The 13,683-nt window shown below is 67.7% G+C and carries 9 protein-coding genes; 5 read left to right on the top strand and 4 right to left on the bottom strand.

The genetic code is table 11. The annotated features are described in order from the left end of the window. Positions 1-190: 190 nt before the first annotated feature. Both ACZY0R_RS34650 and ettA read left to right on the top strand, forming a co-directional pair. Entirely contained in the window at positions 191-946 is a 756-nt protein-coding gene (locus ACZY0R_RS34650; RefSeq protein ID WP_488864870.1) for a FadR/GntR family transcriptional regulator, read from the top strand. Between the two features lie 76 nt (positions 947-1,022). Beyond that, positions 1,023-2,690, top strand: coding sequence for an energy-dependent translational throttle protein EttA (gene ettA / locus ACZY0R_RS34645; protein WP_035870622.1), 1,668 nt, complete (start codon positions 1,023-1,025; stop codon positions 2,688-2,690). Positions 2,691-2,790: 100 nt separating this feature from the next. Here ettA and ACZY0R_RS34640 read toward each other — a convergent pair whose 3' ends face one another. Next, positions 2,791-3,954, bottom strand: a complete 1,164-nt coding sequence (locus tag ACZY0R_RS34640) for a metallophosphoesterase (protein WP_488864868.1) — start codon at positions 3,952-3,954, stop codon at positions 2,791-2,793. A 446-nt stretch (positions 3,955-4,400) separates the two neighbouring features. On the opposite strand from ACZY0R_RS34640, the gene ACZY0R_RS34635 reads away from it, so the two are divergent. Genes ACZY0R_RS34635 through ACZY0R_RS34625 form a run of 3 tightly spaced genes read left to right on the top strand, consistent with a single transcriptional unit; the run spans position 4,401 to position 10,250 of the window. Then, a complete protein-coding gene (locus ACZY0R_RS34635) occupies positions 4,401-5,630 on the top strand; it encodes an efflux RND transporter periplasmic adaptor subunit (protein WP_488864866.1) in 1,230 nt (409 codons plus the stop codon). Positions 5,631-5,643: 13 nt separating this feature from the next. Further along, positions 5,644-8,808: an efflux RND transporter permease subunit gene (locus tag ACZY0R_RS34630; protein ID WP_488864864.1), complete on the top strand. Its 3,165-nt coding sequence runs from the start codon at positions 5,644-5,646 to the stop codon at positions 8,806-8,808. Beyond that, positions 8,805-10,250 (top strand): efflux transporter outer membrane subunit, encoded by a 1,446-nt coding sequence (locus tag ACZY0R_RS34625; RefSeq protein WP_488864862.1) that lies wholly within the window; start codon positions 8,805-8,807, stop codon positions 10,248-10,250. Before ACZY0R_RS34630 ends, ACZY0R_RS34625 begins: the two co-directional genes overlap by 4 nt. Before the next feature lie 65 nt (positions 10,251-10,315). Here the strand turns inward: ACZY0R_RS34625 and ACZY0R_RS34620 are convergent, their stop codons facing one another. The 3 genes from ACZY0R_RS34620 to ACZY0R_RS34610 all read right to left on the bottom strand — a co-directional run bounded on the left by ACZY0R_RS34620 (position 10,316) and on the right by ACZY0R_RS34610 (position 13,656). Further along, entirely contained in the window at positions 10,316-11,698 is a 1,383-nt protein-coding gene (locus ACZY0R_RS34620) for an MATE family efflux transporter (protein ID WP_488864860.1), read from the bottom strand. Then, the gene (locus tag ACZY0R_RS34615; RefSeq protein ID WP_488864858.1) at positions 11,691-12,230 is read right to left on the bottom strand and encodes a winged helix-turn-helix transcriptional regulator; all 540 of its coding nucleotides are present in this window, start codon (positions 12,228-12,230) and stop codon (positions 11,691-11,693) included. Before ACZY0R_RS34615 ends, ACZY0R_RS34620 begins: the two co-directional genes overlap by 8 nt. Positions 12,231-12,729: 499 nt before the next feature. After that, on the bottom strand, positions 12,730-13,656 hold the full coding sequence (locus ACZY0R_RS34610; protein ID WP_488864856.1) for a LysR family transcriptional regulator: 927 nt from the start codon (positions 13,654-13,656) through the stop codon (positions 12,730-12,732). Positions 13,657-13,683: the final 27 nt, after the last annotated feature.

The raw sequence follows: 13,683 nt of genomic DNA, 5'->3' as shown, positions 1-13,683 counted from the left end.
CCGATGCTGCAGTGCATTCGCGTTGCGCCTGGACATTGAACGGCGCGCTGCCTAGACTTCAGCGGACTGGACAACTGGTCAAACCAATTTCGCGCCGAGAGCCGGCGGCGCGGGCTTGCGAAACACCGCAACCGCCAGCGCACGATTCGCGCACTGGAGATCTGTGCTGGCCACTCTGGGCTGCTTGTCCATGCCTATCCAATCGATCGAGCCGCAGCGCCTTTACCGCCAGATCAGCAACCAGTTGCGCGGGTTGATCCTGGCCGGCGAGTTCCCGGTGGGCTCGCGCCTGCCGGCGGAGCGGGATCTGTCGGTGCAGCTCGGCGTGAGCCGGCCGTCGCTGCGCGAGGCATTGATCGCGCTCGAGGTCGAGGGCTATATCGAAGTGCGGATGGGCTCGGGCATCTATGTGTGCGAGCCGCCTTCGCACGCCGATGCGGGCTTCGACCTGTCCGGCGAGGAAGGGCCGCTCGAACTGATCCGCGCCCGCGCGCTGGTGGAAGGCGAGGTTGCCGCGCTGGCGGCAAGGAGCGGGCGCAAGGCCCAGTTCGACGCGATCGAGGAGGCGATCGCGCAGATGGCCGCCGCCGCCGCCGCGGGCCTCACGCCGCTCGATGCCGACCGCCTGTTCCACGTGCGCGTGGCCGAGGCCACCGGCAACAGCGTGCTGGTGGGCGTGGTGCGGAGGCTCTTCGACCTGCGCCTGGGCCCGCTGTTCGATCAGTTGGACAGCCACTTCGAAACGCCCGAGGTATGGGCCCGGGCGATCACGGAGCACCGCGCCGTGCTGGCGGCGCTGCGCGGCAAGGATCCCGAGCTGGCGCGCGCGCTGATACAGCGGCACATGGATATCGCCTACCGCCGCCTGACGTCCAGCCTGACCCGCGCGCGCAGGCGCCCGGCCGGCACCTTGCGCGCCGCGCCGCGCGCCGGGAAAGCGTCCTGACGGGCCGCGGCCGGACCGGCTTTGCTACACTTGGCCGATTCCCGCATTTCACCTCCCCCAATTCACTCGGATTCGCATGGCACAGTACGTTTTCACCATGAACCGCGTGGGCAAGATCGTTCCGCCCAAGCGTCACATTCTCAAGGACATCTCGCTGTCCTTCTTCCCGGGCGCCAAGATCGGCGTGCTGGGCCTGAACGGCTCGGGCAAGTCGACCGTGCTGAAGATCATGGCGGGCATCGACAAGGAAATCGAGGGCGAAGCCACGCCCATGCCCAACCTGAACATCGGCTACCTGCCGCAGGAACCGCAGCTCGATCCCGAACAGACGGTGCGCGAATCGGTGGAAGCGGCGCTGGGCGGCGTGTTCGAGGCACGCCAGAAGCTCGATGAGATCTACGCAGCCTATGCGGAGCCGGACGCCGACTTCGACGCGCTGGCGGCGGACCAGGCCAAGTACGAAGCGATCCTCGCGGCCAGCGACGGCAACAACGCCGAGTTGCAGCTGGAAATCGCAGCCGACGCGCTGCGCCTGCCGCCCTGGGACGCCAAGGTGGGCAACCTGTCCGGCGGCGAGAAGCGCCGCGTGGCGCTGTGCCGCCTGCTGCTGTCGCGCCCCGACATGCTGCTGCTCGATGAACCCACCAACCACCTGGATGCGGAATCGGTGGAGTGGCTGGAGCAGTTCCTCACGCGCTTCCCCGGCACCGTGGTGGCGGTGACCCACGATCGCTACTTCCTGGACAACGCGGCCGAATGGATCCTGGAACTGGACCGCGGCCACGGCATTCCATGGAAGGGCAACTACAGCTCCTGGCTGGACCAGAAGGAAGCCCGCCTGAAGCAGGAAGAGTCGAGCGAGTCGGCCCGGCAGAAGGCGCTGCACAAGGAACTGGAATGGGTGCGGCAGAACCCGAAGGGGCGCCAGGCCAAGTCCAAGGCGCGTCTGGCGCGCTTCGACGAACTGAACAGCCAGGAATACCAGAAGCGCAACGAAACCCAGGAAATCTTCATCCCCGCGGGTGAGCGCCTGGGTAACGAGGTGATCGAATTCAACGGTGTGAGCAAGGCCTACGGCGACCGCCTGCTGATCGACGACCTCAGCTTCAAGGTGCCGCCTGGCGCCATCGTCGGCATTATCGGCCCGAACGGCGCCGGCAAGTCGACCTTCTTCCGCATGCTCACCGGCAAGGAAACGCCGGACAGCGGCGAGATCAAGGTGGGCCCGACCGTGAAGATGGCCTACGTGGACCAGAGCCGCGATGCGCTCGACGGCAGCAAGACCGTGTTCGAAGAGATCTCCGGCGGCGCCGACGTGCTGACCGTGGGCCGCTACGAAACGCCGTCGCGCGCCTATATCGGCCGCTTCAACTTCAAGGGCTCGGACCAGCAGAAGCACGTGGGCACGCTCTCGGGCGGCGAGCGCGGGCGTCTGCACCTGGCCAAGACGCTGATCTCCGGCGGCAACGTGCTGCTGCTCGATGAACCGTCCAACGACCTGGACGTGGAAACGCTGCGCGCGCTGGAAGATGCGCTGCTGGAGTTCGCCGGCTGCGTGATGGTGATCTCGCACGATCGCTGGTTCCTGGACCGGATCGCCACCCACATCCTGGCCTTCGAGGGCGAGTCGCACGTGGAGTTCTTCCCGGGCAACTACCAGGAGTACGAGGCCGACAAGAAGCGCCGCCTCGGCGAGGAGGGCGCCAAGCCCAAGCGTATCCGCTACAAGCCTATCGCGCGATAAGTACGATCGGCACGATCAGCCTGGCGGCGTCCGGTTACGGGCCGCCAGCGGACAAGGGCCCCGCTCGCGCGGGGCCCTTTGCGTTTTGCGTGCCCGCCTTTTACGCCACATCCGCATTGAGCGGCGGCGCCGGCTTGCGCACCAGCTTCAGCTTTGTGATCTCCGACGGCGCCCCAAGCCGTTTGGGCGGCCCCCAGTAACCGGTCCCCCGGCTCACATATACCCACATCGCCTCATGCCGGTTCAACCCGGCTGTATAAGGCTGTTGCATCGGCACGAACAGATTCCACGGCCAGAACTGGCCGCCATGCGTATGCCCGGACAACTGCAGGTCGAATCCGGCGTCGGACGCGGCCGGCGCGGTGCGCGGCTGGTGCGCCAGCAGCACTCGCGCGGCAACCACAGCCGGCGCGCCGTGCAGCGCGCGCTCCGGGTCGCTGCGATGGTTTTCGTCGAAGCGGTGGGCCGTGTAGTCGGTCACGCCGGCCAGTACCAGCGCTTCCTCTTCCTCGCCGATCACCACGTGCTCGTTCATCAGCACGCGCAGCCCCAGCCGGCGCAGTTCGACGATCCACGGATCGGCGCCGACGTAGTACTCGTGATTGCCGGTGACGAAGAAAGTGCCGTGGCGTGCTTTCAGGTCGCCCAGCGGCGCGGTGTGACGGGACAGTTCGCACACGGTGCCGTCGACCAGGTCGCCGGTGATGGCGATGGCGTCCGGCTGCAGTCCGTTGACGCGCGCGACGATGCGTTCCAGATAGGCGCGCTTGATGGTGGGGCCAACATGGATATCGCTGATCTGCACGATGGTGAAATCGTGCAGCGAGTCGGGCAGGCCGGCGATAGGCACTTCCACCTCCACCACCTGCGCCAACCGCCGCGCATTGAACAGCCCCAGCGCGGTGACCAGCAGTGCCAGCACCGGTACCGCGGCTGCGGTGCGCGATAGTAGCCAGGCCGGGTGCCAGCCAGTGACGGCGCCCGCCAGCAGCACAACGTCGCGCGCCAGCGTCAGCATCAGCAGCGAGGAAAAGAAGCCCATTGCCAGCATGCCTACCCAGGTGAGCGCATCGCACCATGGCTGGTCCAGGCGCCGCGCGAGCAGGCCGGCGGGGATCAGCGGCCAGGACAGCGCCAGCCACGCCACGGCCAGCGCCTTGACGGCGAACGCCACCGGCAGGTCGGGTAACAGGCGCAGGCCGATGTAGCCGTGCAAAAGGCCAACCACGATGGCAGCGACGAAAACGGTGGTGCGAGGGGGCATGCCGCCTCCAGGAGAGCGGACGCATGGAACATTGTGGCGTCCTGTTTTGTTTTACATCATTCCGGCGCAATGGCGCAGGTGTAACCGCAGGCGAACTGCCGGATTTCCGCAGCCTGCGTGCCCGCAGCGGTACCCGCATGTCTGGCCGGCAGCGCTTTCGTCACGCGATGCATGACGTAGCTAGTTGAGGCTGCCGGCCGGCACATTCAAGAGCCAGGCACGGTGTTGGGCACATTGCCTTCCGGCCAAGGCAGGATGCGTACCCTTGCAAGTACTGAAGACCGCTCTCCGCGGGAGGCCTGCGATTTCATGGTGCGCTCGAAAGTACTTAACGCGCCGCAAAAAAGATTGAATTGTGCGCTTTTCGCTCCTGCGATTAACTTGCCAGTCTAGTTGCGTCCGTTCGGCAGCCGCCGGCCGGGCAGGCGAATGCGGGAGGGTTGGGAATGAAGTGGACGGGTCGGCGGTGGACGGCATTGCTGCCAGTGGCAACAGCGTGGGCGCTGGCCGCCTGCGGCAAGCAGGAAGCGCCGCCTGCGGCGCAGCAGGCGGTGCCGGTGCAGGTCGTCAAGACCGTGGCGCAGGATCTGCCGGTCACCTTCGAGTTCGTGGGCCAGACCCAGAGCGACCAGGCGGTCGACATCCGCGGCCGGGTGTCCGGCTTCCTGGTGAAGCGGGCCTACGTGGAAGGCGCCATGGTCAAGGCCGGCCAGCTGCTGTTCGAGATCGACCACAAGCCCTTCCAGGCCCAGCTCGACGCAGCCAAGGCGCAACTGGCGCAAGAGCGCGCCCGGCTGGAGGTGGCGCGCGCCAACCTGGCACGGGTCAAGCCGCTGGCCGAGCGCAATGCGCTGTCGGCGAAAGACCTCGACGATGCCACCGGCAACTATCACGCCGCCGCGGCCGGGGTGGAACAGGCCCGCGCGCAGGTCGAGGAGCAGCAGCTCAACCTGTCCTACACCTATGTGCGCTCGCCGGTGGATGGTGTGTCCAGCTCCGCCGTGCTGCCGGAGGGCGCCTACGTGAGCACGACCAACAGCCTGCTGACCACGGTGTCCACGCTGACGCCGATGCGCATCAATTTCAGTGTCTCCGAACCCCAGACTCTCGAATTCCGCGCCCAGCAGGCCAGCAAGCAGATGGTGCCGCCTCCCGACCAGCACTACGCGGTCACCGTGGTGCTTGCCGACGGCAGCGAGTTTCCCCGCAAGGGCCGCATCACCTTTGCCGATGCCACTTACAACCAGCAGACCGGTACGTACCTGGTGCGCGCGGAGATGCCCAACCCCGAGGGCACGCTGCGCCCCGGCCAGTTCGTGCGGGTGCTGGTGAGCGGCGCCACGCGGCCCGGTGCCATCGTGGTGCCTCAGCGCGCCGTGGTCCACGGGCCCAAGGGCGACCTGGTCTTCGTGGTGGACAAGGACGGCAAGGCCGCGCCCCGGCCGGTGACCGTGGGTGACCTCTCCGGTTCGATGTGGCGCATCGCCCAGGGCCTGGGGCCCGGCGAGACGGTGGTGGTGGACGGCGCGAGCAAGCTTGCGCCGGGCGCGCCCGTCAAGATCACCGGCGAAGCGCCGCCGGCCGCCGTGGGGGTGGGCAGCGTGCCGGCTTCCGCCCCGTCGGCCCAGTCCGCGCCAGCCGGGGGTGAGGCCAGCCCCGTGGCCAAGTCCTCCTGATACGGAGACCGCCATGCTCTCCGCCTTCTGCGTCCAGCGGCCCATTTTTGCGGCGGTACTGTCGCTGATCATCGTGATCGGCGGCCTGGTCTCGATGTTCGCCCTGCCGATCGCCCAGTACCCCGACATCACCCCGCCGCAGGTCACGGTCAGCGCCACCTATGCCGGCGCGGATTCCGACACCGTGGCGCAGACTGTCGCGGCGCCCATCGAGACCCAGGTCAACGGCGCCGACAACATGATCTACATGCAGTCGACGTCGTCACCCACCGGGTCGATGACGCTCAACGTGTATTTCGACATCGGCACCGATCCCGACACCGCGCAGGTGCAGGTGCAGAACCGCGTCAACCTGGCGCTGCCGCAACTGCCCGACACCGTGCAGAAGACCGGCATCAATGTGCAGAAGCGCTCCTCCAGTTTCCTGTTGCTGATCGGCGTGTATTCGCCCGATGACAGCTTCGACCAGCAGTACATCAACAACTACGCCAACCTCTATGTGCTCGACGCCATCAAGCGCGTCAACGGCGCCAACCAGGCGCAGATCATGGGTTCGGCCGACCTTGCCATGCGAATCTGGCTCAAGCCTGACCGCATGGCGACGCTGGGCATCACCGCGCAGGACGTGCAACGCGCGGTGCAGAGCCAGAATGAACAGTTTGGCGCCGGCAGCGTGGGCCAGGCGCCCAACAGCAAACCGGTGGAACTGACCTTCCCGCTGGTCACGCCGGGCCGCCTGACCACGCCGGAGCAGTTCGAGAACATCATCCTGCGCGCCGACAACACCGGCGCCGCCGTGGTGCGCCTGCGCGACGTGGGCCGCGCCGAGATCGGCCAGCAGCAGTACACGCTGCGCTCCGCGCTCAACGGCAAGCCGGCCACCATCATCGCCGTGTACCAGCAGCCCGGCTCCAACGCGCTGCAGGTGGCCAAGGACGTGCAGAAGGCGCTGGACGAGATGTCCAAGACCTTCCCGAAAGGTGTGAGCTACAAGGTGGCGCTCGACACCACCGAATTCGTGCGCGCATCCATCGACGAGGTGGTGCACACCCTGATCGAGGCAGTGATCCTGGTGGTGCTGGTGGTGTTTATCTTCCTGCAGAACGTGCGCGCCACCATCATCCCGGTGCTGGCGGTGTTCGTCTCGATCCTCGGCACCTTTGCCGGGCTGCTGGCGCTGGGTTTCTCGATCAACCTGCTGACCTTGTTCGCGCTGGTGCTGGCGATCGGCATCGTGGTCGACGACGCCATCGTGGTGGTGGAAAACGTCGAGCGCAATATGGCGGAGTTCCACCTGTCGCCGAAGGACGCCACGCTGCGCGCGATGAAGGAAGTGACCGGCCCGGTGATCGCCATCGTGCTGGTGCTCTCGGCGGTGTTTATCCCGGTGGCCTTCGTCTCGGGCACCACCGGGCAGTTGTACCGGCAGTTCGCGCTGACCATCGTGGTGTCGGTGGTGATCTCGGGCTTCGTCGCGCTGACCTTGTCGCCGGCGCTGGCCGCGCTGATCCTCAAGCCGGGCCATCACGAGCCGTGGCGCGGCTTTGTCTGGTTCAACAAGCGCTTCGACCGGCTGGTGCACCACTATGGCGGCTGGGTGCGCGTGTTCATGCGGCGCTCGGTGGTGGCGCTGCTTTGCTTCGGCCTGATGCTGCTGGCGGTGTGGCAGTTGTTCAGCCGGATTCCCACCGCCTTCGTGCCATCCGAGGACCAGGGCTATGTGCTGGTGGCGGTGATGATGCCGGATTCCGCCAGCCTGGACCGAACTGAGAAAATCACCTCGCAGGTGGCGGCCATGTTCCGCCAGCACCCCGCGGTGCAGGACGCCTCCGCGCTGTCCGGCTACAGCTTTATCGACAGCCAGTACAAGACCAATGCCGGCACGGTCTTCGTCGCCATGAAGCCGTTCGGCGAGCGCGACAAGCCCGACCTGCTGGTGCCGGGCATGTTGCAGTCGATCACGCCGAAGCTGCGCGCCATTCCCGAAGCCATCATCATCCCGGTCAATCCGCCGTCGATCCCCGGACTGGGCTCGCAGGGCGGCTTCGAGTTCTGGCTGCAAAGCCGCGGCACCGGCACCACCGCGGAGCTGGAGGCGACTACGCGCGCCTTTATCAAGGCTGCCGCCAGCCATCCGGAGCTGGGCCACCTCAACAGCACCATCCAGGCCGCCTCGCGCCAGATGCGGGTGGAAGTGGACAAGGAGAAGGCGGAGACCATGGGCGTGCCCATTGCCGATGTCTATGGCACGCTGCAGACGCAATTCGGCTCGCTCTACATCAGCCAGTTCTCGCAATACAGCCGGGTCTGGCAGGTGATCCTGCAGGCCGAGCCGCAGTACCGCGCCAATCCGAACGACCTGCAGTTCCTCTACGTGCGCCAGCAAAGCGGGGCGATGGCGCCGGTGTCCGGCCTGCTCAAGACCACCTACAGCAGCGGCCCCGACCTGCTGTCGCGCTTCAATAACTTCCCGGCGGCCAAGATCACCGGCGATGCCGCGCCTGGCTACAGCTCGGGCCAGGCGCTGGCGGCGATGGAGGCGGTGGCGAAGGAAGCGTTGCCGGTGGGCTACGCCTACGGCTGGAGCGGCGAGGCGTTCGAGGCAAAGAAGTCGGGCAACACGACCACCATCGTGTTCGTGTTCGGCATCGTGATGGTGTTCCTGATCCTGGCCGCGCAGTACGAGTCGTGGTCGTTGCCGCTCTCAATCCTGAGCGCGGTGCCATTTGGCCTCTTCGGCGCGCTGCTCGCCATCCTGATGCGTGGCTTGTCCAATGACGTGTATTTCCAGATCGGCATGGTCACGCTGATCGGGCTGGCGGCGAAGAACGCCATCCTCATCGTGGAGTTCGCGGTGATGAAGCAGAAGGAGGGCATGTCGCACGCCGACGCCGCGGTGCAGGCGGCCAAGCTGCGGCTGCGGCCGATCGTGATGACGTCGCTGGCCTTTATCCTGGGCGCGGTGCCGCTGTTTATCGCCAGCGGTGCGGGCTCCAACGCCCGGCACTCGATCGGCACCGGCATCATCGGCGGCATGATTGCCGCGACCACGCTGGCGCTGGTGTTCGTGCCGCTGTTCTCCTACCTGATCGGCACGGCCGCCGACAAATGGGCCAGCCGCAGAGGTGCGCCGGCCCCGGCTGTGCAGTCCGAAGCCGCGGCGGGAGAGGCATCGTGAACGCTCGCCGCCTGCTCCTGGCCGCATGCGCGATGGCGCTGGGCGCCTGCGCGCTCGGGCCGGACTATCGCCGTCCGGACGTCGCGCAGCCGCCGCAGTACCGCCTCGATACCGGCGCGCTGACCGTGGCCGCGGACAGCGCCTGGTGGGACAGCTTCGGCGATCCGGTGTTGAACGCGCTGGTCGACGCCGCGCTGCGCAACAACTACGACGTACGTATCGCCGCCGCGCGCATCGACGCGTTCCGTGGGCAACTGCTGGTGGCGCGCTCCGGCCTGTTCCCGCAAGTCGGGCTGTCGGCATCGGCCACGCGCCAGCGCGCCGGCACCTTCAACGGCACGCCGTTCGCATCGCTGGAGCGGCCAGGCAACAGCTACCAGCTGCTGGCCAACGCAAGCTGGGAAATCGACCTGTGGGGCCGCATCCGCCGCCAGGCGGAAGCCGCCGAAGCCGACCTGTGGAACGCGGAATACGCGCGGCGCGGCGTTGTGCTGGCGCTGGCCGCCTCGGTGGTGCAGGGCTATGCCAGCCTGCGCGGGCTTGACGCGCAACTGGATGTTGCCCGCCAGACCCTGGAGGCCCGCAGCCGCGCGCTGGATATCTTCCGCATGCGCTACGCGGGCGGCGTGGTCTCGCAGCTTGAGCTGGCGCAGGCCGAGAACGACTACTACGCTACCGAGGCATCGATCCCGCCGCTGCGCGCGTCCATCGCACAGACGGAGAACGCGCTGTCGGTGCTGCTCGGGCGCGAGGCCGGGCCGATAGAGCGTGGCAAGTCCATCGCGCAATTGCAGGCGCCGCCGGTTGGCGCCGACCTGCCGGCGGCCCTGCTGGCGCGCCGCCCGGACGTGCTGCAGGCCGAGCAGAATGCCGTGGCCGCCAACGCGCTGCTGGGTGCTGCCGAAGCGCTCTACCTGCCGGCCGTGAACTTGTCGGGCCTGTTTGGCGCAATCGCGGCCTCGCCGGGCGCGCTGTGGCACAGCGCCTCGCAGGTGTGGGGCATGTCCGCCGGGCTGACGCAGCCCATCTTCCAGGGCGGCGCCATCCGCGGCCAGGTGCAGACTGCCGGCGCACAGCGCGAGCAGGCCATGCTGGCCTACCAGAGCAGCGTGCTGGCGGCGCTGGCCGATGTGAACACCGCGCTGGCCAACGGGCTGGAAACGCGCAACCGGCTGGGCAGCCTGCAGAATCAGGAGCGCAGCCTGACGGTGTACGCCGACCAGGCCGGCGCGCGCTACGAGGGGGGCTACTCCAGCTATCTCGAAGTCACCAACGCGCAGGAGAAGCTGTTCGACACCCAGCTCGCGGCGATCCAGGGCCAGGTCGACGTGCTCAATGGCGCGGCGGCCTTGTACAAGTCGCTTGGCGGCGGATGGCCGGCGGTGCCGGCCGAGGTCAGGGACGCCGGGATGGGCGGCGACGCGCGCGTGGTGCAGCGCTGAGGCAATGCGCGTAATTCGCGCAATTCGGCCAGTTTGCCCAGATAGCCCAGATTGCCCTGTTCGTCTTAGCGTGCGGACCAGCTGGCATTGCGCACGCCCAGCGCGGTCACCACGCCGTAGGCGCTGATGCCCAGCGCCACGCCCAGGAAGTGCCCGTCCAGGCCCATGCCGGCCATGTTCGCCAGCACCCAGCCGCCACCGGCGGCCAGGGCGATGCGCGCCACGCCGGCCCCCATCGGCCAGCCCATGCGGCCCGCACCCATCGATGCAAAGTACAGCGCCATGCCCAGGCCGAAGCCACCGAAGGCCGGGGCGACCCAGGACAGCGCGCGCGCGGCGATGCCGGCGACTTCGGCGTCCTTGGTGAAGAGCCCGGCAAAGGTCTCCGGTGCCAGGCCTACCGCCGCACCCACCGCCCCGGCCACCGCCAGCGCCGGCAGCGCGCCGGCCCAGGCGGTACGGCGCGCGGTAACCCAGTCGCCGGCGCCCACGGCGCCGCCCACCAGCGCCGTCAGCGCCGAGCCCACGCCGAAGGCCAGCGGAATCATCAGGAATTCGAGCCGCGCGGAGATGCCGTAGGCAGCCACGGCAGCCGTACCGTAATGACGCAATTCCGCAGTCACCAGGATGGTGGTCAGGTTAGCCACGGATGCCAGGGCGCATCCCACCAGCCCCACCGACAGGATGCGCACGAACAGCGCGCGCGATGGACGTATCCGCAGCGTCGGCACAAAGCCGGCGCCGCCGCGCATCACTACCCAGGCCATGGCCAGCGCCGCCGCCCACGACACCGCCGCGAGTGCGGCGCCAATGCCGGCCAGGCCCATGCCGGCCGGCTCGGCCAGCGCCCAGGCCAGGATCGGGAAAGCGATCCACATCAGCGCCAGCACGCGCGCCGCCAGTGCATGGCGGCCACCGCCGCGCAGCACGGAAGCCAGCGTGTTGGCCAGCCACGCAGGCACCGCGCCGGCGCCGAATAGCCAGATCGCATAGGTAGCAGCCGCGTCGGCAGCCGTTTGCCCGGCCACCGCGCCCAGGATGCCGCGCGGGAAGCCCGCCATCGCCACGGCGAACACCAGCCCCGCCGTGATGGCGATGATGAGCGCATGCAGCACCAGGGAGGAAGCCTCCTCGCGCTTGCCCGCGCCGAGCGCGCGGGCGATGGCGGATACCACGCCGCCGCCCATGGCGCCGGTGGACATCTGTTGCAGCAGCAGGGCGAAGGGCAGCACGACTGCCCAGCCCGCCAGTGCCGCCGTGCCCTGGCGCGCCGCCAGCCAGGTTTCGATCAGCTGGGCGCCCGCCTGCAGGAAAGCGATCAGGCTGGTGGGCGCGGCCAGTACCAGAATGCGGCGCAAGAGTTCGCGCATCAACGGTTGCGTGGGGGCGGCGGTAGCCACGGACGCCAGCGTGGCTGCCGCCAGCGGATTGGCTTGGGGTTCATTCATGGCTGGACTCCGTTTCATCCGTCGTTTCGCGCGTGGCCGGTCCGGCTGGATCGTCTTCGCGGGCAAGGCGCCGCCGCAGAGCGCCGCTGGCGGCCGGGCCGGGCACTACGCGCAGGTCGTCCAGCGTCAGCGGGCTGCCGTCCGCGCGTGCCAGTGCCGGCGCGGCAATGGCGGCGCCGGTGCGCTTGTCCTGCAGCACGGTGTGCGGGCCGCACGCATCGTTCATCCAGCGGTCGGCCCAGGCTTTCAGGGCGACAAAGGCGGGAAAGAAGTCGCGGCTCTTCTCGGTGAGGTGGTAGACGTGCCGCGCGCTGTCGGGGGCAGGCAGGCGTTCCAGCATGCCGTGCTCCACCAGGCTCTTCAGGCGCGCGCTGAGGATGTTGGGTGCAATGCCCAGGTGGCGCTGGAATTCGTCGAAGCGGGTGCTGCCGTAGAACGCCTCGCGCAGCAGGAGGATGGCCCAGCGCTCGCCGAGCACCGACATCGAGCGGGCGATCGGGCATGGCATGCTGGCAAAGTCGGTGTGGCCCATGGACCTCTCCATCTGACTGGCGGTTGGTCCTGGCGATTTACTTTCGATTTGCAAGCCAGAACGTTCCGCGCATCTTAACTTGCAATTTGAAAGTTTGCTTGGGTGTGGGGGATAACTCTGTGCGATGTTCGGAGCGGTTTGTCTTTAGGGACTGGTGGATGGCTACAACTGCTTAACTGCAAATTCAAAGGCTTAAAGTCAAAGGCGGTTTCACCCCCCTGCGGGGGGCGACCTACTTTATTGTCTTGCCAAAAAAGTAGGCAAAAAAGGCGCGCCGGATGGGGCGACACCCCCTCGGGATCCGGCGAAAAGAGCGGCCGGGACCCAAACTCGCATCGCCTTAAGGCGATACTCAGACATGGGTCCCTCTTTTCCGCTCTTTTCACCGGATCCCTAGGCGCCCCATACGGCCTGGTACACCTTCACGGCTCGCTTCGCATCGCTTGGGGGGCTTGCTTCGCATCGCGGGGTGCCGGGGCCACACGAAAAGACCGGGGGATCAGCAAAGTGTCTGGCGCATCGCATTGCTGAATACATCCAGGGCCGGAATCCGCGCGCGCAGGAAATCGATCAGCGCGCGCGTGGCCATCGATGGATGCAGGTTGGGCGTGGTGATGATGTAGAGGCGGCTGCCCAGGCCTTCCGGATTCCAGTCCGTCAGCACAGGCACCAGCCGGCCCTCGCGCACGTCGTCCCAGCCGGCATAGACCGGCAGCAGGCCCACGCCATGCCCCTCGCGCACCGCGCGCATCAGAAAGGGGAAATGCTCGGACTGCAGGTGCGGGATCAGTTCCACCTGCTCGCGCTGCTCGCCGCGGTCGAGCGTGAGGACGAAGCGCCGCGCGGGGTAGGGCGGGCACAGGAACTGGCACCGCGCCAGGTCGGCCGGGGCGTGTAGCGGCCCGTGGCGCGCCAGGTAGGCGGGCGACGCGCAGAGCTGCCAGTCGATCGCGCAGATGTCGCGCGCCACATGGTCCAGCGGCGGCTGCGAGGTGACCTTGAGCGCCACGTCGATCTCGGCGGCGATCAGGTCCACCACGCGGTTGGCAAAGAACACGCGCAGGGAGATGCCTGGATGCTGGCCGGTGAACTCCAGCAGCAGCGGGGCCAGGAACGTGTCGCCCAGACCGGTCGGCACGCTCAGGCGCACGTGGCCGCGCAGGGTGGTACCCAGGCTGTCGATCTCCGCCTGGGCCGAGGCCACTTCCTGCAGGATGCGCAGGCCGTGCTGGTACAGCGAGCGCCCAGGCTCGGTCAACTCCAGCCGGCGCGTGGTACGGCGCAGCAACTGCGCGCCGGCCTGGTGCTCCAGCTCGCGCAGCTGGCGGCTGACCTGCGAGCGCGTGACGCCGCGCCGCCGTCCCGCCTCGGACAAGTTGCCGGCCTCGACGATGTCGACGAAGGCCTGGATCAGGTTGAGGTCCATCCGGGATTCCCTTGGGTATTGTCGAGT

It is taken from the genome of Cupriavidus sp. F041 (assembly GCF_057814235.1).
Note: the sequence above shows the minus strand (reverse complement) of the source record. Positions and strands in the feature narration are given on the sequence as shown.

What these genes read in the sequence shown, in the direction of transcription:
- ACZY0R_RS34615 (WP_488864858.1), bottom strand. Translation starts at nt 12,230, where the DNA reads ATGGGCCACACCGACTTTGCCAGCATGCCATGCCCGATCGCCCGCTCG.
- ACZY0R_RS34650 (WP_488864870.1), top strand. Translation starts at nt 191, where the DNA reads ATGCCTATCCAATCGATCGAGCCGCAGCGCCTTTACCGCCAGATCAGC.
- ACZY0R_RS34620 (WP_488864860.1), bottom strand. Translation starts at nt 11,698, where the DNA reads ATGAATGAACCCCAAGCCAATCCGCTGGCGGCAGCCACGCTGGCGTCC.
- ACZY0R_RS34640 (WP_488864868.1), bottom strand. Translation starts at nt 3,954, where the DNA reads ATGCCCCCTCGCACCACCGTTTTCGTCGCTGCCATCGTGGTTGGCCTT.
- ACZY0R_RS34635 (WP_488864866.1), top strand. Translation starts at nt 4,401, where the DNA reads ATGAAGTGGACGGGTCGGCGGTGGACGGCATTGCTGCCAGTGGCAACA.
- ACZY0R_RS34630 (WP_488864864.1), top strand. Translation starts at nt 5,644, where the DNA reads ATGCTCTCCGCCTTCTGCGTCCAGCGGCCCATTTTTGCGGCGGTACTG.
- ettA (WP_035870622.1), top strand. Translation starts at nt 1,023, where the DNA reads ATGGCACAGTACGTTTTCACCATGAACCGCGTGGGCAAGATCGTTCCG.
- ACZY0R_RS34610 (WP_488864856.1), bottom strand. Translation starts at nt 13,656, where the DNA reads ATGGACCTCAACCTGATCCAGGCCTTCGTCGACATCGTCGAGGCCGGC.